This window comes from Pinibacter soli (genome assembly GCF_029961145.1).
Lineage (GTDB): Bacteria > Bacteroidota > Bacteroidia > Chitinophagales > Chitinophagaceae > Pinibacter > Pinibacter soli.
Genome location: NZ_JASBRG010000007.1, coordinates 2,127,892 through 2,150,787, shown reverse-complemented (window position 1 = coordinate 2,150,787; position 22,896 = coordinate 2,127,892). Strand labels below are relative to the sequence as shown.

The window sequence follows — 22,896 nt, the reverse complement described above, 5'->3', positions numbered from 1 at the left end:
GGATATGCAAAAACGATGTTTGATAAATAAAATAAATATAGCTGTTCCGGTTGCCTGCCTGCTTTTTATTGCAGGTTGCACCAAAGGCTTTGAAAAATTAAATACAAATCCTAATCAGCCAACGGACGAGATGTTGAATTGGGACAACGTAAAAATCGGTTCTTATTTTCTGCAAATGGAAAAAAATGTAAAACCGATTGGTACCGCTTCAGAAGCTACAGGCCCGGTGAATGATTACCAAATAGCCTACAATCTTGCGAGTGACAACTGGAGTGGCTACATGGCTGCGCCGCAAAGTGCCAAGTGGGGCAGTGGATCGAATTTTACCACTTATTTTTTTACAAGTAACTGGAATGACGGTACGTTCAATACAATGTTTACAAAAACATTTGAACCGTATTTGAATATAAGGAAGAATGTTGACTCTGCTAAAAGTCCTGAAATTGTAGCATTGGCCAACATTATTAAAATTGCGCAGCTTCACCAGGCGACAGATTCTTACGGCCCGATGGCTTATGATGGAGTGGGAACCTCATTGAATGCACCATACCAGTCACAGGAAGTAGTGTACAACAGGTTCTTTCAAGATCTGACCAGTGCAATAGCTGTACTTGGTAATTACCAGAAAGCATCCAATTCGATCATCCCCAACTATGACGCTGTATATGCCGGTAACGTTTCAAAATGGATCAGGTTCGCCAATTCATTATTGTTGCGATTGGCGATGAGATTATCATACGCGAACGCTACGAAGGCACAGTTGTATGCAGAACAGGCAGTGAATAATGAATATGGTGTAATAACGGATGTAGCCGATGCTGCACAAATGAGCCAAGGCGCGGGTTTTACATTTCAAAACCCTGTCACTACCATTTGGAACGGTTATGCTGATACAAGAATAGGCGCATCTATCTTGTCTTTCCTGAAAGGATATAATGATCCTCGCCTTACCGCTTATGTACAGAAGCCTGCATTAGATACGGCAACTACGTATTACGGTGTGCGTACGGGTTTTATCACCGGCGATTTTACCAAACTGTCAAGCCCAAATATTCAGTTAACAACACCATTGTATTGGTTAAAAGCATCTGAAGTTGCTTTTTTAAGAGCAGAAGGAGTATTGCGTGGCTGGAACATGGGAAACACCGCGGCCAATTTTTACAAAGATGGTATTGCAAAATCATTTGCTGAAAATGGTGTATCAAGCGATGCTTATGTTAACAACAGCACGAGTGTTCCTGCGGCTTATGTTAATCCAGTAACACCCGCTTTCAACAGCCCTGCTGTAAGTTCGGCTACAATAGCCTGGAATGAAACAGCCACTTTTGAAGTGAAGCTGGAAAAAATCATCACCCAAAAATACATTGCTACGTTTCCAAACGGGCAGGAAGCATGGAGTGAATTCAGAAGAACAGGATATCCTAAACTGTTTCCCATTATTAACAATATGAGTGGTGGAGTGGTGCCAACAGCAACAGGTGTAAAAAGAATGCCGTTTCCATCGTCAGAGTATTCAACCAATGCTGCTAATGTAAACAACGCGGTTTCCAATTTACTCGGCGGCCCTGATAATGGTGGTACAAAAGTGTGGTGGGATCAAAAAAACTAACAACAAAACTGAATTTAACATGAAACATTCGTTCTATTATTATATTCTTCTTTTAGCGTTTGCTGCAATTAGCTGTAGCAAATGGAACGAGCCATCTGCTTTGGTGGTGCAGGATCTGAATTTAGATCCTTATACCAACCCGGTGTATAAAGACTACCTCGATCATTTAAAAACATACAAAACATCTAAGCATAGCATAATGCTTGGCTTTGTGGGCAAATGGGATGTAACGGCTTATAGCAATAAATTAGCTGCCGTTCCGGACAGCGTCGATATGATAGCGTTGCTAAATCCACCTTCCACTTTTACAGATGCGCAGACTGCCGATTTTAAAAAAGTACAATCTGAAAAAGGAACCAAAATACTTTTTTATCTCAACAGCAAAACGATGAGTGACAGCATTCGAAACAATCCTTCGATGTTTACTGGTGGCGATAGTGCGGCCATTGCTACATATGTTGGTAAGGTGACTGACCAGCTAAGTAAAGGCGGTTATGGTGGTCTTGTGTTGAATATGGAAGGAAATGTGTGCTACACTTGCAACTCCGTTTTTACGTCCCAGCAAAAAACGTCTTACCTGATTTCTCTACTTGGAAAAGCTGTTGGACCTGTGTCATCCACAGGAAAGCTTTTCATGGTACAGGGAGAGCCGAAAGACGTGGGAGCAAGCAATGGCAATTACTTTGATTATTTTATTGCCAATACAAACACGTCTTCCTTCTATTATGTAGAGAATGCAGCTTACGATTTGTACAAACAGTTTACCAATTTCAGCAACGACAAATTTATCGTTACTGCGGACTTCACACAAGTGGCCGATGCAAAAGCCGGAGGAATTTCCTTTTACACCAATGCAAGCGGAGCTGTAAAGCCTGCATCACTCGGCCTTGCTGGCTGGAATACAGCTGATGGTAAAAAAGGGGGATTGGCCATCTATAGTATTGAAAACGATTTTGGCAACAACTACTACTCATATACAAGGGGCGCAATTGGTATTCAAAACCCATCTGTAAAATAAAAATGCACCATTCATGAAAAAAATATGTTTATATATACTTTGTTTAGTGGCCTTCTCCCGATGCAACAAAATTGAGGAAATAGGTCAGGGAGCTAATGCCGTTTTCATTGATGAAGCTCAACCAAGTTCATCATTCCAGGTGGCAATACCTGCAGGTGTTACCACAAAGACTCTCGACATTACGCCGAAGCTTGTTTACCTCACCAATCAAAACACTGACATTACCATCAGTGTGGCCCCGGAGTTAATTGATGGTTATAACAAGAAAAACAATACAAGCTATGTAGTTGTGCCTTCTGCAAACTATAAATTGGCGAAGACCACTACAACCATACCTGCAAACAGTTCTGCTGCTACTCCTCTTCAAATAGTGTTTAGTAAAACAGATACTTTGAGCCGCGCAAATAAATATTTGCTTCCGGTTACTATTACTACTATTTCCAATGGTTTGACAGCTATTGCAGCCACTAAAACCATTTATTATATAGTAGACAATTCAGTGTTGATTTCTACAGCGGCGGTTCTTACTAATAACTACTTTACCCCTGCAATGGCCGGAACAGCGAATGCTTCTCTGCTGAGTGGTTTAACACAGTTTACAATGGAAGCACTGGTAAATGTAAACGCTTTCAGAGATGGCGGTGACGCAGGTATCAGCAGTGTTATGGGTATTGAAGGATACTTGTTGATGCGGTTTGGTGATGCAGGTATCGGTAACAACATTTTACAAGTGGCTACAACTTCAGGAAATATTGCATCAAGCATTTCTGTGAACGCAAAAAAATGGACACATTTAGCTGTTACCTATGATGGAACTACTGTGAAAATGTATATTGACGGTGCATTAGCTGCCAGCCAGGCTAAGGCTTTGGGCACCATCACCTTTGTGCCTGCAGGAAAAGATCCCTTTTATATTGGCAGATCATACAATGACAACAGACCTCTGGATGGAGCTATCAGTGAATGCAGAATATGGAACGTTGCCCGGACTGTTGATCAGCTGAGCGGAGACAACAAATACAAGGTTGATCCTACAAGTGCAGGATTGTTGTGTTACTGGAAATTTAACGAAGGATCAGGCAATTCCGCACACGACTATACAGGACATGGGTTTGATGCTACTGCTAAAAATCCGGCATCATGGATTGCAGTAAAACTCCCTTAATTCAATCAACAAATAAATATTGCTAAATATGAAAAGATATATGCAGTTATTATTGGCAACATCAACAGTAGTGATACTGTTGCATGCATGCGCCAAAAAGAACGATTATAATACATTCGATACAACACAATACGCAGCATCCAGCCAACAATATGTGTATTTAAAAAACTCTGTGAATACACAAAATACAGTGGTCATAAACGCCACTGTATCAGGCAGCGCTGTTACAGCTTTATCCAATGATTCCTTATCGTTGTATTTGAATACAACAAAGCCAGTATCGGGAGCGATCAGCGGATCTGTTGTTACTGATGAGAGTTTGGTAACAACATATAATACGGCCAACAAGACATCATATACGTTGTTGCCGTCTGCTGCTTACACACTTGCCAATAATACAGGCCTTTCTGTTGCAGCGGGGGCATCAAGCTCAAGCAACGGCGCTTTATTAAAACTTAATAAAGCTGCACTGGTGCAGGGTGTACAATATTTACTCCCGATAAAAGTTTCAGCTATCACTGGCAGCATTGATATTTCAACAAATCAAAATGTAGTGTATGTTGCTGTAAATGTACCATTGGCCAATACTGCAAGTACAGCAAAACCCGGTGGTTACAAGCAAATATTATATGTTGAGGTAAACGACAATAATCCATTGAATGCACTCAACTATAATTTGACAAATAGCAAAACGCCATTCTTTGATGTGGTGAACATTTTTGCGGCAAACATTAACTACGACAATGTAAAGCAGAAACCTTACATATATTTTAATCAGCAGGTAAGTGCCATCCTTTCCAACAGGCAAAAATATATTGTGCCGTTGCAGGCAAAAGGGATGAAGGTTTGTCTCGCATTATTGTGCAACCACCAGGGTGTTGGCTTTGATAACTTTACCTCTGCCACAGGTATAAACGATTTTGTACAACAGGTAAAAAAGATTGTTGATGACTACCAGCTTGACGGAATCGATATCGACGATGAATACGCACAATATGGCACAAACGGCCAGCCTGCTGTTAATGACTCGTCATTAGTCTTGCTGACGAAGCGTTTCAGAGAAGTGATGCCAAATAAAATCATAAGCTATTACTATTTCTCCGATGCTGTTTCCATTCCTAAATATGCCCAATGGAATGGCTTAACGGTAGGGCAGTACATCGACTACACATACCAGGGTTCTTATAACAGATATTCTGTGCCTTCTATGCCGGGTCTTACCGATAAAAGTAAAATAGGGGCCTATTCACTGAATCTGTCCAGCCCACAAACAAGCACTTCGTTTAATACCAACGTCAACACGGTAAAGACAAACGGTTATGGCGGAACCTTTATGTGGTATAACCTGGGAGCCGCAGATCAGGTAACTTTAAGTAATGGTACCAAAGCGAACTTATCGACCTACTTCACTTACGTATCAAATCTATATTATGGCGAAACTGTAACTTACACCAATCAGCCATATGCGAAAGATTATTAGACGCAAAGAATAGCGCCAATACAAAATAGCCGTCTCAAAAGTGATTGAGACGGCTTTTTTTATTCGGGTTCCTGACGGAGCGTTGTATCGTTTAAACGAATTCTCAGGACCCCTTTTTGCTTTTGAAACAACCTCTTAATGGCAATCGCAATTCGGAAAACGCCATGTGAAACTATGAGTTGAACAGCTTTGCAACCAGAGAATAATCAAGTGTCAATGCTTGTCTCAATCAAATAATTTCAAATAACCATAGTCATTTGAAATTTATATGCGACACAAGAACATTTCACACGCCGGGTATTAAACTTTTCTCAGCAAGGCCGCAAACATCGTATCTGCTTTTTTATCGTAGCCTGAAAGCGTTTGCTTCCTTATCAATTTCAACCCTTTTTCTTCCAGATGTTTTACTGCCTCTTCATTTTCTTTTTTAAACACTGAACAGGTGATATAAAGAAAATAACCACTGTCAGCTAGTGCTTCAACAACATTTGCGGTTATATTAGTTTGCAATCTTGAGTAGTGATCAATTTTTTCTGTGGGAAAAAAAGACAATTGTTCAGGAGTTCTTCCCCATGTGCCGCTGCCTGAGCAAGGCACATCTGCAATAATGAGGTCGAAGTTTTTTGCGGGTAATTTTGCCTGAGGATTTGAAAGATCAATAGTAAATGATTGATACTTTGTGATGCCGGCTTCTTTAAAGCGTTCGTGTAAGTTGGCCAGAATGCTGTTTCGAATATCAGATACCGTCAGGTTTATGTTTTTGTTGAAGTCGTAAAACATAATCGACTTGCCGCCACTTGCTGCGCAGCAATCCCACACATTAACGACTTTTTTAGCGACGTTAATTTCTCCGAAAAAAGAGGCCACAATCTGCGAACTTAGGTCCTGAATAACTGCTTCTTTGTTTAGCTCAATGACATCATCAATTTTTACGGCGCTCGAAACCGACAAAGTATTTTGGCCAATTGTGTTGAACGTGATTTCAGCAGCATTTAACTTGCTCGCAACTTTCGTTTCATTGCCTGGTCTTACTCTCAAAAAAACATCCGGTTGAATTAAATGAGACGTGCTAAATGCTGGGGGATCGATGCTTGCGCACAATTCATCCTGCCATGAAAATATTTCGTCGATGATATTTTTTTCTGAAAGATGAAATTCATTTGCAATAAAATGTAGCTTCTCTTCTAGTGAAAGTATTGTCTGCTCTTTCCAATTTGGTTTAAAGTAGTGGAGAAAATCATTTGAACTATTGCTTGTAAGAAACAAACCTGCAAGGATTTTTTCATCCACCCCAACTTTCGCCAAAGCTTTGCCCAGTCTGAAGTAGCAGAAACACAAATGGGAAATCTGTTTTCTGTCTTTAGAGCCAAACTTCTTATGCTCCTTAAAATAATTTTTGATCCATGCACTGAAAGGAATAGTTCCTTTGTACTGGCTGATTAATTCTGAAGCGTTGCGTAAATGATGTTCGAAGATTTTCAAATCAAGTTGTTTGTTGTTAGTTGATAGATGTTAGTAGTTGCTTTGCTTGTTCGGCAGAAATTGTTTCCCCGTTCAACGATTGTTGTAGCCCCTTTTTAACTTTTTCAAGAAAAACAATTTTGTTGACCAATTGATCTATAGTAAACTTTTCGGGGAGCTGCTCAATTATACGTAAAACTTCTTCTTTTATCAGCATACAAAGTCTTTAATGAACTATGGGATAAAATTAAGGCAGGACAAATAAACAATCTTATTTGCCCTGCCTTTTATGTTTACGATAGTTAGTTATTGCTAACAACTATCAACTAAAAACCAACAACTTTCTTACAGTTCCAAGAGCGCCTTTAGCGGATCTTTACCGAACAAAAGCAACTCTGGTTTTTCCAGCAATTCTTTTACTCTAACCAGGAAGCTTACAGATTCACGACCATCAATGATACGGTGATCGTAGCTCAAAGCGAGATACATCATTGGCCTGATCTCTACTTTACCATTGATCGCCATCGGTCTGTCCTGAATTTTGTGCATACCCAGGATAGCAGATTGAGGAATATTGATGATTGGAGTACTCATCAAAGAACCGAATACGCCACCATTTGTAATGGTAAATGTACCGCCCTGCATTTCTTCCATGCTCAATTTGTTATCGCGAGCTTTAGTAGCAAGTTCCACTACTTTCTTCTCAATGCCTGCCATATCAAGGCTTTCAGCATTGCGAATAACTGGAACCACCAAACCTTTAGGTGCAGATACTGCTATGGAAACGTCGCAATAATCGTGGTAAATAATAGAGTCACCATCGATGTAAGCATTTACAGCCGGCCACTCTTGCAATGCGTAGCAAACTGCTTTTGTAAAGAAGCTCATGAAACCAAGGTTGACACCGTGTTTTTCTTTGAACTTGTCTTTGTATTGAGCGCGGATTGCCATGATGTTTGTCATGTCCACTTCGTTAAAAGTGGTTAGCATCGCAGTTGTGTTCTTTGCTTCAACCAGGCGGCGGGAAACTGTTTTGCGCAGGTTGCTCATTTTTTCACGTTTCTCCTCACGCGTAAATGCAGTAGAACCTGGGCGGCGTCCTGGATTATTTAAAGCTTCCAATACATCATTTTTCAGGATCTTACCGCCCGTGCCTGATGCGTGAATAGAAGACGGGTCAACTTTTTTATCAGCGATAATTGCTGAAGCAACCGGTGTTGCTTTAATATCATTTGAAATAGCTGTAACCGGCGCTTGTTGAGCGGCAGGTGCAGCTTTTGCTTCTTCTTTTTTAGGAGCTTGTACTGCTACTGCAGGAGCAGCTTTCCCTTCTGGTTTTGGAGCAGTTTCATCAATTTGGCAAAGTACATCACCAATTTTTAGTGTGTCGCCTTCTGCGGCTTTTGTTTTCAGGGCTCCGGCTTGTTCTGCATTCACTTCAAAAGTTGCTTTTTCACTTTCAAGCTCTGCAATTACTTCATCTCTGTCCACATATTCTCCGTCCTTCTTTAGCCATTTTACCAGCGTTACTTCGCTGATAGATTCACCTACTGTTGGTACTTTAATATCAATCATTCGATGCGTTTTTATTGATGGGGATTTATCATGAAACATGAATCGTCGATCGTGAATAAGGTGCGCTATACTCAAAATTTTTAGGCAGTGAGCAACCCGTTCACGATTCAAGTTTCACCATTCACGATCACTAAATAGAAAATGCTGTTTCGATTATTTCTGCTTGTTCCTGAGCGTGTACTTTAGCATAACCAGTAGCAGTAGCTGCACTTGGCTGTCTGCTGATTACGCCATAGTTAATAGACTTCAGGTTCATTTGCAGGAATGAAGCCGCACCCATGTTCAATGGCTCTTCCTGAACCCAGAACCATGTTGCTTTTGCGTATTTTTTATACAGGCCTTCCAGTTGAGCAGTAGGTAAAGGATACAATTGTTCCATACGAACGATTGCCACATCTTTCCTGTTGTCTTTTTGCTGGCGCTCCGCAAGATCATAATATACTTTACCTGAGCAGAACAATACTTTTTTCACGTCACTGGCTTCACCTACAAAAGAATCGTCGATCACTTCTTTAAATGCAGTGCCGGTAGCAAATTCTTTTTTATCAGAATAAGCGGCAGGCAAACGCAGGTTTGCTTTTGGCGAAAAGTTGATCATTGGTTTTCTGATCGGCCATGTTTGCTGACGACGCAGTGCGTGGAACAAGTTCGCTGCTGTTGTAATGTTGGTAACGATCATGTTCAGTTCAGCACACTGTTGCAGGTAGCGCTCCAGTCTTGCACTACTGTGCTCTGGTCCCTGACCTTCGTAACCGTGTGGCAATAACATTACCAGGCCACTCATCTGTTGCCATTTTGTTTCGGCAGCACTGATGAACTGGTCGATCATTGTTTGTGCGCCATTGCTAAAGTCTCCGAACTGTGCTTCCCAAAGAACCAAAGCTTTAGGGTTGGCAACAGAGTAGCCATATTCAAAACCTAACACACCGTATTCGCTCAACAATGAATTGAATATTCTGAAAAGACCTTTTGCATCAGGGATCTGACTAAGTCTGTTATAAGCCTGGTCATTTTCTTCGTCTCTCAAAACAGCGTGGCGATGTGAGAATGTACCACGGCGAACGTCCTGGCCGCTCATGCGTACATCGTTGCCATCCAGAAGCAAACTACCATAAGCCATTAACTCCGCAGTTGCCCAGTCAAGTTTACTTTCGTCAGTATATAATTTCACTTTGTCTTGCAGCAATTTCTCCACTTTACGAAGCGGTTTGAAATCGGATGGCAAAGTCATTATCGCATCAAAAACTTTTTTGAAATCAGCTTCGTTGATACCGGTTGCGGGAGATTTTTCAAAGTCTGCGGCAGTTGCTTTGCGCAGATCTTTCCACCAGAGTTCCGGTTTCTGATATGAGTAAGGCAAAGGATTTTGCTTGATATCATCCAGGCGTTCTTGCAGGTCGGCCCAGAATTTTTTCTCCATTTCCTTTGCAAGATCCTGTGCATCAGCTTCGCCGTTTTGTATCAGGAACTGGGTATACACTTCACGAGGGTTAGCATGCTTTTCAATCAAAGCATACAATTTCGGTTGTGTATATTTTGGATCGTCGCCTTCGTTGTGACCATGTCTGCGATAGCAAACCATGTCAATGAAAACGTCGCAATTAAACTCCTGGCGATAACGTGCAGCAATTTCGGCGCATTTCACAACGGCCTCAGCATCGTCACCATTTACGTGGAAAACAGGCGCATGAACTGTTGCAGCAAGGCTCGTACAATAGTCGGAACTTCTTGCATCGTTGAAATCAGTTGTAAAACCGATCTGGTTGTTAATTACATAGTGAATAGTTCCACCTACATAATAACCGTCCAATTCGCTCATTTGCAATACTTCGTAAACGATACCCTGGCCCGCTACGGAAGCGTCACCGTGGATAAGGATCGGAAGTATTTTATCGTAGTCGCTATTATATATTACGTCTGCCTTACTTCTTGAAAAACCGATCACCACAGGGTCAACGGCTTCAAGGTGAGAAGGGTTAGGGCAAAGCTGAAGATTTACTTTTTTGCCATCCGGAGTAGAATGTTCAGCGCGGAAACCAAGGTGATATTTTACGTCACCGCTTCCCATTGTTTGATCAGGAACAGATTTTCCTTCGAACTCGCTGAAAATTTGCTCGTAAGTTTTTCCCAATGTATTAGCCAGCACGTTCAAACGACCGCGGTGTGCCATACCAATCACTACTTCCTGAACGCCGTAGTCTGCACCAGTATTAATGATGGCATCCAATGCAGGAATAGTTGTTTCGCCACCCTCCAGTGAGAAACGTTTCTGACCAACATATTTTGTGTGAAGGAATTTTTCGAAGATTACACCCTGGTTCAATTTCTCAAGGATGCGTTTTCTTTTTTCGATCGGAAGGGGCTGGTTGAATTTCTTTTCCATTTCATTGTACAGGAAATCAACTTTTGCCTGATCGCTAATGTATTTAAACTCAACGCCTACATTGCCCGCATAGGCTTTTTGCAGGTAGTTGCGGATATCCCTAAGAGTAGCCTGACCCAGACCGATAAAGTCACCGGCGTAAAATTTAGAGTCCAGATCTGCCTCTGTAAATCCGTAAAATTCAAGTGTAAGGTTAGCCCCGCGGTCAATACGTGGACGAATCGGGTTTGTCGTAGCAATCAGGTGACCCTTATTGCGGTAGCCTAAAATCATACGATAAGCACCGATTTCTTTTTTCCAGTCGATACCACTCACTGCGGTTCCGTTTCCAGACGGAGCGACTGCTGCAGACGCGTTGCCGTTGGTTGCGTTGTTGGAGACTGCGAAATCAAAACCTTCAAAAAACTTTTTAAATTCCGGATCTACATCATTTGGGTTCTTTACAAAATCCTGATATAAACTTTCAATGTAGGCCGGAGAGGAGCTGGTTATGTACTGAAAATCCTTCATGGGAATAGTAGCTTTTTATGGAAGCCAAAAAATTGGTACGCAAATATCGGGAAATAGTGCCACGATATAATTAAATTTTTGAAGGATTACGCAAACGATAGGCAAAAAGACAATGATTTTCGTCATTTTTGAGGCAGATATATTTTTTTCAATAAAATTTGGCAGACAAAGAATAGCGTCTTACCTTTGCCGTCCTAAAAATTTCGAATAATGGCTAATCATAAAGCTACCAAAAAAGATGTGCGTCAGGCAGCAAAACGCAGAGACAGAAACCGTTATCATGGTAAAACTACCCGTAACGCTATCCGTGATTTGAAAGAGAACAAGGAGAAAAAAGCTTTTGATGAAAGCCTTCCAACCGTTGCAGCTATGATCGACAAATTAGCTAAACGTGGCGTTATCCATAAAAATAAAGCAGCTAACCTTAAAAGCAAATTGGCTAAAAAGTCAAACGCTTTAGCTACTGCTTAATTGGATTAGAAGGTATTTCTCAATAAATCGAACTTCTTTTTAATCAATAATATTAGAAGCCTGTTGTTTGTGCAGCAGGCTTTTTGTCGTATTAATTAAAAAGTAAAAATTTAAAAGTCAAAAAGGTTTTGCAAACGCGCCTCGGACTTTTTAATTTTCACTTCTTACTTACAAATGTCTCTGCTTCCAATCGGCATAGGACATTTCGAATTTGATTTCCCCCGTTTTCAGTAAACCGGCATCTCTCCAGCCTGATTTTCTGTAAAAATTCTCTGCCCGTGTGCCAGGCATGGTGCTCAACCAAATGGTCCGATGTGATTGCTCAAACCCCCAATGAAGCATCAGGTCATGCAATCTTTTTCCGATTCCTTTGCCCTCGTAAGATGGGTCGACAAATAAGGCCCAGACATTGGGATCACTTTTGGAGATGATTGAAAAACCTATTATTTCGTTTTCCAATTCGCAAACCCAGCCTTTGCCTCCAACCGTAATAAATCTTACGTAATCTTCGTGTGTAACCAGGTTGGGGTTGTCCAGCACATTTTCCTTAACCGCCATTCTTACCCTATGCATGCCCGCGATATCGTTTATGTTAGCTTCCCGAATGTTCATAATAGTAATAGAAATTGATGTTTACGGATACTGTGAAGATATGGGTTTTCACAAACCGAATCTTGGATGGGGCTTTATAGTAGGAGATATTGAATCGAAAAGATGAGAAACAGAGTATAATGTTAGTCTTCTCATGACAATTTTCAAAGCTTTATTTTTAAAAAATTAACGTTAAAAGGGAAGTGCGGCTCTCCAATTTTGTTTGCAACCATTATATTTACCCTTTATTAATAAAAATACCTAAACTATTTGAGCAGGAAGCCTCATTTTTAGAACATTATAGTAATAGCGTGTTCAAAATTCTTGTAGGTTTGCCCGGTTTAAAAAAAGAACGATTTATGACTTTTAACAAAGTGAACAACATTGTCGGATGGATTGTTTGCGCGGTTGCCTGCGCCGTTTATCTGATGACAATGGAAGCTACTGCCAGCTTATGGGATTGCGGTGAATTTATTTCCAGTGTATTTAAAATGCAAATCCCTCACCCGCCCGGAGCGCCTCTTTTCGTTATGCTGGGCAGATTATTTGTAGTTGTTTTTGGCGGAAGCAATCCAGCGAAAGCCGTAAACATTATGAGTGCTCTTAGCAGTGGGTTTACCATTCTTTTCTTATTCTGGAGCATTACCCACTTTGCGAGAAAAATATTTTTAAAAGGTGCTGCTGAACTGAACGCACAGCAATTGTTCATTACCATGAGCGCCGGCGTTGTTGGTGCATTGGCATATACATTCAGTGATTCATTTTGGTTCAGTGCAGTGGAAGGCGAGGTGTACGCTATGTCATCTTTGTTTACCGCTTTGGTTTTTTGGGCCATGCTTAAATGGGAGCACACCGCCGATCAGCCGAATTCAGATAAATGGATACTTTTCATATTCTTTATGATGGGGCTTTCAATCGGTGTTCACTTGCTGGGATTGTTAACAATTCCCGCAATCGTGATGATCTATTATTTTAAACGTTATAATGCAACTCCATGGGGCACGTTCTGGGCCTTCATCATTGGTTGCGCTGTAACAGGCTTTGTACAATTGGTGGTAATTCAGTATTCCGTGAAATGGGCCGGTATGTTCGACATCTGGTTCGTAAACGGCTTCCATTTACCATTCTTCTCAGGTTTCGTTTTCTTCTTTGTATTGCTGGCAGTTGTATTCTTTGTTTTACTGCGTTATGCAAACAAGAACAATTATACATTCCTTCGTTTGGGTATCTGGTGTTTCATTTTCATGTTGTTGGGTTACTCAAGTTATTTGACAACGATGATCCGTTCGAATGCAAATCCTGCGGTGGATATGTATAATGTAGATAATCCTAACTCATTGGTAGGATATTTGGGCCGTGATCAGTATGGTGATTTTCCTTTGATTTATGGACAGGTGTTTACCGCCACTCCAACTGATTACAAGGAAACATCCATGAAATACACAAAGGGCAATGACAAGTATGAAGAAATAGGTAAAGATGTAAAACCTGTGTACAGCTCTGATGACATGATGCTTTTTCCGCGTGTGTGGGACGCCAGCAACGACCAGGGACATGCTCAGTTCTATAAAGACTGGTTGGGATTGGAAAATGGTGAAAAACCAACAATGGCGAACAACATTAATTTCTTTTTGACCTACCAGGTTAACTGGATGTATTTCCGTTATTTCATGTGGAACTTTGCAGGCAGACAGAATGATATTGAAGGTTTTGCTCCTGGCAATGTTCGCGATGGTAACTGGATCTCCGGTATTTCTTTCCTTGATAACATGCGTCTCGGCGATCAGTCTACTTTGCCGGATAGCATTAAGAATAATAAAGCAAACAACAAGCTTTTCTTCCTTCCGTTAATTCTTGGTTTAATAGGTGCTTATTTCCAATACAGAAAGGACAAAAAAGACTTCCTTGTAGTGGGGTTGTTATTCTTCTTCACGGGTCTTGCAATTGTTCTCTATCTGAATCAGGCGGGAAATCAGCCACGTGAGCGTGATTACGCTTATGCAGGTTCGTTCTATGCTTATGCATTCTGGATCGGTTTGGGTGTAATGCAGGTGGCAGAATGGCTGAACAGGAAAATGGCACTGTCTTCTTCCAATTATGTTGCCGCAGGTTTGTGCTTCCTGGCTGTACCCGTAATTATGGGCAACCAGGAGTGGGATGACCATGATCGTAGCAAAAAAGTTTTGGCGAGAGATCTGGCTAAAGATTATCTCGAAAGCTGTCCTCCAAATGCAATCCTGTTTACTTACGGTGATAACGATACTTATCCATTATGGTACGCACAGGAAGTTGAGCATATCCGTCCTGATATCCGCGTAATCAACAACAGCTTGTTGGGCATCGACTGGTATATCAACCAATTGCGCTACAAAGTGAACGAAAGCGATCCGATTGATGTGATTCTTACTTCGGAGCAAATCCAGGGTCGTAACCGTGATTATATTGTTTACAACCCTCAAAAGAACGTAAGCCCTAATAACTACTACGATCTGTATGATGTAATGAAAAACGTGGTGGGTAGTGATGATCCTAACATGCAGGTTGCAATGCAGGGCGGCGACAGATTAAACATTATGCCAGCCAAAAAATTCCGTGTTCCTGCGGATGAGGCTGTTGTACGCGCAAACGGAACGGTGAATCCTGCTGATACTGTAACCGATGTGATGATAGATATTCCTGAGGCTAAGAACTATATCATGAAAAATGATATAGCTATTCTTAACATCATCGCGGCAAACAAATGGAAACGTCCGATCTGCTTTACTGCTGCGTACTCTGCTCAGGAGTTGGGCTTCGGTAATTTCGTTCGCAAAGATGGTTTAACATACAGACTGGTGCCGGTGAAAAATAACTCTGGCGTGAACGTAGACTGGATGGTAGACAAACTGATGAATAAATTTGGATTTGGCAGCGCCGATATCAAAGGTGTTTATTTCGACGAAACAAACCGTCTGCATTTAAATACTATTCGTATGGCATACGCAGAAGCTGCTGCAGCGGCTGCTGACCAAGGAAATAAAGATATCGCGAAGAAAGTGTTGGATAAAGCAGACAAAGGCATTCTTGAAGAAAATATGCCTTATGCAATGGTAAGCTCTAACAACAGGCACAATTACTTTACTTTCAAATTCTTAGAAGCTTGCTATAAAGCGGGTTATAAAGAATTGGCGGATCATGTGTCAAAAGCGCTTCACAAAGATTTCGATCAGCAGATGAGCTATTATAGAAATCTTTCTGAAGGAAGACAGGAATCAATGAAGCAGGAGATTGCGGGTGCGCAGCAATTGTCGCAAATGTTGCAAATGCTGGATGCACAATATAATAACGGCAATGCCCCGAAAGTAAATCCGGAAATGCAGGGTGTTATATCAAATGATACCAATGTTAAAGCGGGTGCAAAGACTAAAGATTCCAATAAATAATGACACAATAATGTGGTACAGGACAAGAACCTGTTCTGTTAATGAAAACGCTTCGCACTTGTGCGGAGCGTTTTTGTTTACAACCAAACTGATTGTAAATTGTTGTTCTGATATGGCGATTATAATGTGTAGAAATCGCCCCAAATACTTAACCCACCGTAGTCAATGTTATCGAAATGTAAACTGGAGAAAAACGGTAGACTAATTGCTATTGAAGATTTTATAGTCATTTCTTGAAAAGATAACACTCCGGAAATCCTTTTTACTTTTTGAATTTTTACTTTTAATTTAATCCCAAGGTTCTTTAATTATAAATCGTAAATTGTAGTCAAGGGAGGAAAGTTTATGAAGGGATATCTATTTAGCGGCTTCGATCCGAACGAACAAGGCAAATCTGCTTTTGAAAAACTTCTGGAAATTTTTATGCAGCTTCTCACTTATACCAACGGCGACGTGGGTGAAGCTTTGCAATGGCTCAATCAACTTGACAGAGAATACCAGATCACTGATAATGATTATGGTATGGGAGATTTTGTAGATGAGTTGAAAGACAAGGGTTATATTGATGAAAACAAGCAAACTGGTGAAATAAAAATCACACCTAAAACAGAACGCGGCATTCGTAAACGGTCGCTGGAAGAGATTTTTGGTAAGCTCAAAAAAACAAAACAGGGAAATCACAACACATTCAAGCCGGGGCTGGGAGATGAGTTAAATCCGGAAACGAGACCCTTCCGCTTTGGTGATATGCTTGAGCAAATTGATTTTACGGAGTCGATCAGAAACGCGCAGATCAATCATGGCGTGGAAAGTTTTTCGATGAAAGAAGATGACCTGCAAATCCGCGAAACTGATTTCAAGGCACAAACATCTACGGTGCTTATGATCGATATTTCCCACTCAATGGTTCTGTATGGAGAAGATCGCATTACACCTGCGAAAAAAGTAGCGATGGCATTGAGCGAACTGATCACAACGAAATATCCGAAAGACACGTTGGACATTGTTGTTTTTGGTAATGATGCGTGGCCGGTTGAAATCAAGGATCTTCCTTATCTGCAGGTGGGACCGTATCACACAAACACAGTCGCCGGACTGGAACTCGCGATGGATCTGCTGCGCAGAAGAAGAAATCCTAACAAGCAAATTTTTATGATAACTGATGGTAAACCTACCTGCCTGAAAATTGGCAAGCGTTATTATAAAAATAGTTTCGGGTTGGACAGACGTATTACAAACCGATGCCTGAACCTTGCGGCACAATGTAAAAAACTGAAGATTCCGATTACAACATTTATGATCGCAAGTGACCCATATCTGCAGCGATTTGTAAATGAATTTACAGAAACTAATAACGGTAAGGCTTTCTTCGCGTCACTCGATCATCTGGGAGCGTTTATTTTTAAGGATTTTGAAAGTGGTAAAAGAAAAACAGTGTACTAATTAGGAATTAGGAATTAGGAATTAGAAATTATTTCATTTACTACCCTTCTTAAATCTTACAACTTATTACTCAAAACTTATTACTCAGAACTTAACATGGACATAAAAAATATTGCAACATTAGGTCAGCTTAAAAAGTCGGGATATAAAAGCAAAACGGTGAAAGAAGAGATTCGTCGCAATCTTATAACCAAACTGAAACAAAAAGAAACTTCATTCAATGGCATTATAGGATATGAAGATTCTGTGATCCCCGACACTGAAAGAGCATTGCTAAGCAAACACAATATACTTTTTCTCGGATTGCGAGGACAGGCGAAAACCCGCATGGCACGTATGATGACGGGATTGATGGATGAGTACATTCCCTTTGTTTCAGGAAGTGAACTGAACGACGATCCGCTGAATCCTATTTCCAAGTACGCGAAATTATTGATCGCGGAAAAAGGTGATGATACACCCATTGAATGGTTGCACAGAAGTGAACGTTATGGTGAAAAATTAGCAACGCCTGATGTAAGCGTGGCGGATTTGATTGGAGACATTGATCCTATTAAAGCAGCAAATTTAAAACTCAGTTTTGCTGATGAGGGTGTGATCCACTACGGCATTATACCTCGCAGCAACCGCGGCATTTTTGTGATCAACGAAATTCCGGATCTGCAGGCTCGCATACAGGTTTCGTTATTTAATATTCTTGAAGAAGGTGATATTCAAATTCGTGGTTTCAAATTGCGCATGCCCTTGGATATACTTTTTGTATTTACGGCCAATCCTGAAGATTATACGAATCGCGGTTCTATCGTAACGCCATTAAAAGATAGAATTGAAAGCCAAATATTGACACACTATCCGAAGACATTGGAGACGTCGCTTGCTATTACAGAACAGGAAGCTGCTATACATGAAGAGCAAAAAGACATCGTGAATGTAAGTGACCTTGTAAAGAGATTGATAGAGCAAGTAGCGTTTGAAGCAAGAAGCAACGAGTATGTAGATAAAAAAAGTGGTGTGTCTGCAAGGCTTACCATTAGTGCGTTTGAGAATGCAGTGAGCGCTGCCGAAAGACGTGCCATTGTAAACGGCGATGCCAAAACCCAGGTTTGGATAAGTGATCTCACTGGCATTATTCCTTCCATTACCGGAAAGATTGAATTGGTATATGAAGGCGAGCAGGAAGGCCCTTACCAGGTGGCGATGAATTTACTCGACAAGGCATTGCGTTCGCAGTTTGTACAATTTTTCCCTAATCCTGAATCTTTCAAAAAGCGCCGTGGCACTGGCAAAGAGAGCATGAAGGAGAAAGAGGAAGATCCATACAAACCAATTACACGCTGGTTTGATGCCGGCAACACACTTGATATTTTCTTCAACGTAACTGATAAGGATAAGATCGCACGTTTGTACAAAGTAGATGGACTACATTCATTGGTGAAAAAGTATTTTCCTAAAGCAAATGAGTTACAAGCTGCATTGCTGATGGAGTTTGTATTACACGGCCTTGCCGCTTATTCGTTGATCAGTAAAAAAGTAATCGATAATAAAGTTGAATTCAAAGATTTGATTGGTTCTATGATGAACATGGGCCCGACAAGCTTTGGGCAAGAGGAAGACTTTGATTTCGATTCATAAGGAAAGTTGTTAGTTGATGGTTGTTGGTTATTAGACTTTATATGCGAGCTGCGTTTACTAACAACCAACAACTATTAACTATAAACTATCATAGCTTTTTGCTAAATTTATTTCACCAACCTAACCACTGAAAATGAATTTAGTAAAAAGATTATCAGGCGTAATTCTGTTAAGTTTTGCGGTATTATTTCTCGGATGTAGCGAAGACGCGACTACAACGCAAAACAGAGTTGAAAGTATAAATTATCTTACACCCGTAGATACTGGTGTATTAACAGGCGGTGTGAAAGTTATTCCTATCAAAACACCGAAGGGAACCTTTAAAATTTGGACGAAGCAGATTGGGAATAGTCCAAGAATGAAGGTTCTGCTACTTAACGGTGGGCCCGGATGCACACATGAATATTTTGAATGCCTGGAAAGTTTTTTTCCGAAAGAAAGAATTGAATTTATTTATTACGACCAGTTGGGCTGTGGTAATTCGGACAATCCAAAAGATACATCGCTGTGGGATCTGCCAAGGTTTGTGGATGAAGTAGAGCAGGTAAGAACGGCGCTTCATCTGGACAGCACTAATTTCTATTTGTTAGGGCATTCCTGGGGCGGTATTCTTGCTATGGAATATGCATTGAAATATAAACACAGTTTGAAAGGATTGATCATTTCAAACATGATGTCGAGCTGTCCTGATTATGGCAAATATTCCAGAGATGTGTTGGCTAAACAGATTGATCCAAATGCGCTTGCTTCCATTAGAGCCATAGAAGCTAAAGGCGATTTCGAAGATCCACACTATATGGATCTGTTGATGAACAATTTCTATGTGAAACATATTTGTCGTATTCCTTTAGATCATTGGCCGGAACCAGTTACCCGTTCTTTCGGTAAGTTGAATCAATCGTTGTATGTTACTATGCAAGGCCCGAGCGAGTTTGGCATTTCCGGAAAACTTGCCAATTGGGATCGTAAGGCTGATTTGAAAAGTATAAAAATTCCAGTGCTTGTAATAGGTGCGCAATATGATACAATGGACCCCGATCATATGAAATGGATGTCAACACAATTTTCCAATGGTAGTTTCCTGTATTGCCACAACGGCAGTCACATGGCGATGTATGACGATCAACAAACTTACATGAAAGGATTGGTGAGGTTTGTGAAAGGAGTGAATGAGTGGCAGAATAAGTAGAGAGAATTAATAATTAATAATTAAAAATTAATAGGGGTAACATTTTATAAAGAATGCTTCCCTGTGTTTATGTAAATCTGATGAAAGTGGCATTTCATTCATCGCACCTATTAATTATTCTTTATTAATTATTAATTACAAAATGTTCACTTCTCTTTCCAATTCTACCCCAAACTTTTCTTCTACACTTTTCAAAATGTCGGTGCTGAGATCGAAAACTTCTTTGCCTGTGGCATTGCCATAGTTGACCAAAACAAGTGCCTGTTTTGCATGACAACCTGCATCTCCTTTGCGGAAGCCTTTCCAGCCGCATTGTTCAATCAACCAGCCTGCCGCAAGTTTAAAGTGATTGCCTTGTAGCGGATAGCCTACAATGTGAGGAAATTCTTTTTTTAATGATTCGAATTTTTCAGTAGTAACTGAAGGATTTTTGAAGAAGCTTCCGGCGTTGCCAATGTCTTTGGGATCAGGAAGTTTAGAGGACCTGATATTAATAACGGCTTGCGAAATGGCTTGTATGCTTAAGTCTTTCACATTCATTTTTTCAAGCTCTTGTTCAATCGCGCCATAGGTTGTATTGAACTGAGGTTGTTTCCGCAGTTTGTAGGTAACATTTGCGATGGCAAATTGGTTCTTATAAATATTCTTGAAAACACTTTCACGATAACCGAAATGACAATCGCTCAATGTGAATTTTACTGATTTTCTATCATGCAAATGAAATGCTTCCAACTCGTGAAAAACGTCTTTTATCTCAACTCCATATGCTCCGATATTCTGCATGGGGCTTGCGCCAACATTGCCAGGGATCAAAGAAAGGTTTTCAACGCCGGCATAATTATACCGAATGCAGTACAAAACAAACTGGTGCCAGTTCTCACCAGATCCTGCTTTTACGTACACGAAATCGTCGTCCTCTGCCACTTTTTCAATGCCTTTGATTTCATTTTTCAAAACGATGCCATCAAAGTTTTTGGTAAAAAGAATGTTGCTGCCTCCACCTAAAATCATCTGGTTGTTATTCTCCGCAGGTTTTGCTGCAAGCAATTCATTCAGTTCGTCTATTGTAGAAAATTTGGTAAATTGTTTGGCAATAACATTAATACCAAAAGTGTTGTAACTTTTAAGAGAAACGTTTTCGAGAATTTGCATACGCAATAATACTTTAAAAAAATGAGTAGAACAGCAGCATTGATCGGTGCAACTGGATTAATTGGCGGACATATACTGGATTTGTTGATGAAGGACAATAGCTATGGCAAAATAAAAGCGATTGTGCGTCGGCCGTTGGAAATACCTGTAAACAGTAAGGTTGAACAAATTATTGTTGATTTTGGAAATCAAAAGGCATTGGAAAATGCAATTGCCGGAAGCGATGTTGTGTTCAGTGCGATCGGGACAACCAACAAACAGGTAAAAGGCGACAAAAATGCGTATCGCAAAATTGATTATGATATTCCTGTAAATGCAGCCAAAGCTGCTGCGAAATATGGTGTGTATTCTTTAGCTATGGTTTCGGCGATCGGAGCCAATGCTGGAAATAACAATAACTTTTATATCAAGTTAAAGGGCGTAGTGGAAGAAGCAGTTTCCAAAGAACAAATTCCGCAGATCGTCATCACGCGTCCGTCGCTGTTAATGGGCAAGCGAAAAGAATACCGTTTGATGGAGAAAATATTTCAGGACATCATGCCCGTTTTTGCCATTTTCTTTTTTGGAGCCTGGAGAAAATATAAACCCATCAAGGGAGAGGATGTTGCGAAGGCAATGATCAATGCCGTGGGCGAAGGGAAAAAAGGAATATTCATTTATGAGTATGATGATATGAAGAAGTTAGCGCGGTAGAGACAAGGCGCTGCCTTGTCTCTACGGGCATGCATCCCCAGAATGCGGGCACAAAATTAGTAGATTCATATACCTATGGCGCTCATTCAATTTACCGATAAAGGGCTTTACTGTGCCGAAGGAAATTTCTACATCGATCCCTGGCAGCCGGTTGATAAAGCCGTCATCACACACGCCCATAGCGACCATGCCAGATGGGGCAGCAAATCCTATTTGTGCCATACTTTCACAAAGCCACTATTACAACAACGTTTAGGTGACAACAATTACGAAACGCTTGATTGGGGACAAGCTGTTTTAATAAACGGAGTAAAAGTATCGCTGCATCCTGCCGGGCATATCATCGGGTCGTCGCAAATCAGAGTCGAGCATAACGGAGAAGTGTGGGTAGTGAGCGGTGATTATAAAACAGAGAATGATGGCATCAGCGGTGAGTTTGAACCGGTAAAATGCAACACGTTTATTACTGAGTCTACTTTTGGATTACCTATTTACAATTGGAAAAAGCAAGCAGATATTTTTATTGATATTCAAAACTGGATTAAAGATTGTTTTGAAAAAAATACCAATGGGGTGATCATCGCTTATAGTTTAGGCAAGGCACAACGCATCATTGCACCGATTGCAGAAGTTACCTCCAACATCCACGCACATGGAGCTGTTTGGAATATTTTTCAAACACTAAAAAACACTGGCTTTAATTTTCCCGACATAAAAAGAATTGAAATTGATGCGCCTAAAGAGAAATACAAAAATGCTGTGATTATTGCGCCGCCAAGCGCCGAAGCATCTTTGTGGATGCGGAGATTTACGCCTTTCGAAGTGGGTGTGTGCAGCGGCTGGATGCAGGTGCGGGGTAATGTGAGAAGACGCAATATTGATGCAGGCTTTGCGCTAAGTGATCATGCGGATTGGAACGGATTGCTGCAGGCCATTGAAGCAACAGGCGCATCAAAAGTTTTTGTAACACATGGCTTTCAATCAGCTTTTAGTCGTTATTTAAATGAAAAGGGAATTGAGGCTGCGGAGGTGAAGACGGAGTTTGGGAATGATGAGGAAGCAAGCGAGGAATTGAAAATTGAAAGTTGAAAATTGAAAATGA

17 protein-coding genes are annotated in these 22,896 nt (G+C 40.7%); 11 read left to right on the top strand and 6 right to left on the bottom strand.

What is annotated here, in order from left to right; genetic code table 11:
- Positions 1-4: 4 nt before the first annotated feature.
- From QJ048_RS19130 to QJ048_RS19115, 4 genes are read left to right on the top strand one after another with little or no spacing between them, the layout of a single operon-like run.
- Positions 5-1,609, top strand: a complete 1,605-nt coding sequence (locus QJ048_RS19130) for a RagB/SusD family nutrient uptake outer membrane protein (RefSeq protein ID WP_282336014.1) — start codon at positions 5-7, stop codon at positions 1,607-1,609.
- 19 nt (positions 1,610-1,628) lie between these two features.
- On the top strand, positions 1,629-2,627 hold the full coding sequence (locus QJ048_RS19125) for a glycoside hydrolase family 18 (RefSeq protein ID WP_282336013.1): 999 nt from the start codon (positions 1,629-1,631) through the stop codon (positions 2,625-2,627).
- A gap of 13 nt (positions 2,628-2,640) precedes the next feature.
- On the top strand, positions 2,641-3,792 hold the full coding sequence (locus QJ048_RS19120) for a DUF1735 and LamG domain-containing protein (RefSeq protein WP_282336012.1): 1,152 nt from the start codon (positions 2,641-2,643) through the stop codon (positions 3,790-3,792).
- A 28-nt stretch (positions 3,793-3,820) separates the two neighbouring features.
- Entirely contained in the window at positions 3,821-5,272 is a 1,452-nt protein-coding gene (locus QJ048_RS19115; protein WP_282336011.1) for a BT_3987 domain-containing protein, read from the top strand.
- A 300-nt stretch (positions 5,273-5,572) separates the two neighbouring features.
- Here QJ048_RS19115 and QJ048_RS19110 read toward each other — a convergent pair whose 3' ends face one another.
- From QJ048_RS19110 to QJ048_RS19095, 4 genes are all read right to left on the bottom strand, one after another.
- Positions 5,573-6,754: an RsmB/NOP family class I SAM-dependent RNA methyltransferase gene (locus QJ048_RS19110; RefSeq protein WP_282336010.1), complete on the bottom strand. Its 1,182-nt coding sequence runs from the start codon at positions 6,752-6,754 to the stop codon at positions 5,573-5,575.
- 16 nt (positions 6,755-6,770) lie between these two features.
- Positions 6,771-6,950: a hypothetical protein gene (locus tag QJ048_RS19105; protein WP_282336009.1), complete on the bottom strand. Its 180-nt coding sequence runs from the start codon at positions 6,948-6,950 to the stop codon at positions 6,771-6,773.
- Between the two features lie 128 nt (positions 6,951-7,078).
- Positions 7,079-8,308 (bottom strand): 2-oxoglutarate dehydrogenase complex dihydrolipoyllysine-residue succinyltransferase, encoded by a 1,230-nt coding sequence (gene odhB, locus QJ048_RS19100; RefSeq protein ID WP_282336008.1) that lies wholly within the window; start codon positions 8,306-8,308, stop codon positions 7,079-7,081.
- A gap of 130 nt (positions 8,309-8,438) precedes the next feature.
- Complete coding sequence (locus QJ048_RS19095; RefSeq protein ID WP_282336007.1) at positions 8,439-11,201, bottom strand: 2-oxoglutarate dehydrogenase E1 component; 2,763 nt, start codon at positions 11,199-11,201, stop codon at positions 8,439-8,441.
- A gap of 210 nt (positions 11,202-11,411) precedes the next feature.
- Between QJ048_RS19095 and rpsT the strand changes: the two genes are divergently transcribed.
- Entirely contained in the window at positions 11,412-11,672 is a 261-nt protein-coding gene (gene rpsT / locus QJ048_RS19090) for a 30S ribosomal protein S20 (protein WP_217790345.1), read from the top strand.
- Between the two features lie 168 nt (positions 11,673-11,840).
- Here the strand turns inward: rpsT and QJ048_RS19085 are convergent, their stop codons facing one another.
- Positions 11,841-12,284 (bottom strand): GNAT family N-acetyltransferase, encoded by a 444-nt coding sequence (locus QJ048_RS19085; protein ID WP_217790342.1) that lies wholly within the window; start codon positions 12,282-12,284, stop codon positions 11,841-11,843.
- A gap of 338 nt (positions 12,285-12,622) precedes the next feature.
- Between QJ048_RS19085 and QJ048_RS19080 the strand changes: the two genes are divergently transcribed.
- The 4 genes from QJ048_RS19080 to QJ048_RS19065 all read left to right on the top strand — a co-directional run bounded on the left by QJ048_RS19080 (position 12,623) and on the right by QJ048_RS19065 (position 19,949).
- Positions 12,623-15,685 carry a glycosyltransferase family 117 protein gene (locus QJ048_RS19080; protein ID WP_282336006.1) on the top strand — a complete coding sequence of 1,021 codons (3,063 nt, stop codon included), beginning with the start codon at positions 12,623-12,625 and terminating at the stop codon, positions 15,683-15,685.
- Between the two features lie 345 nt (positions 15,686-16,030).
- Positions 16,031-17,128: a vWA domain-containing protein gene (locus QJ048_RS19075; protein WP_282336005.1), complete on the top strand. Its 1,098-nt coding sequence runs from the start codon at positions 16,031-16,033 to the stop codon at positions 17,126-17,128.
- A gap of 96 nt (positions 17,129-17,224) precedes the next feature.
- A complete protein-coding gene (locus QJ048_RS19070; RefSeq protein WP_282336004.1) occupies positions 17,225-18,760 on the top strand; it encodes a sigma 54-interacting transcriptional regulator in 1,536 nt (511 codons plus the stop codon).
- A gap of 133 nt (positions 18,761-18,893) precedes the next feature.
- Positions 18,894-19,949: a proline iminopeptidase-family hydrolase gene (locus QJ048_RS19065; RefSeq protein WP_282336003.1), complete on the top strand. Its 1,056-nt coding sequence runs from the start codon at positions 18,894-18,896 to the stop codon at positions 19,947-19,949.
- A gap of 135 nt (positions 19,950-20,084) precedes the next feature.
- Here QJ048_RS19065 and murB read toward each other — a convergent pair whose 3' ends face one another.
- Positions 20,085-21,101, bottom strand: coding sequence for a UDP-N-acetylmuramate dehydrogenase (gene murB / locus QJ048_RS19060; protein WP_282336002.1), 1,017 nt, complete (start codon positions 21,099-21,101; stop codon positions 20,085-20,087).
- 21 nt (positions 21,102-21,122) lie between these two features.
- On the opposite strand from murB, the gene QJ048_RS19055 reads away from it, so the two are divergent.
- Positions 21,123-21,794 carry an NAD(P)H-binding protein gene (locus QJ048_RS19055; RefSeq protein WP_282336001.1) on the top strand — a complete coding sequence of 224 codons (672 nt, stop codon included), beginning with the start codon at positions 21,123-21,125 and terminating at the stop codon, positions 21,792-21,794.
- Between the two features lie 75 nt (positions 21,795-21,869).
- Positions 21,870-22,883, top strand: coding sequence for a ligase-associated DNA damage response exonuclease (locus QJ048_RS19050; RefSeq protein ID WP_282336000.1), 1,014 nt, complete (start codon positions 21,870-21,872; stop codon positions 22,881-22,883).
- The last annotated feature ends 13 nt before the right edge of the window (positions 22,884-22,896 follow it).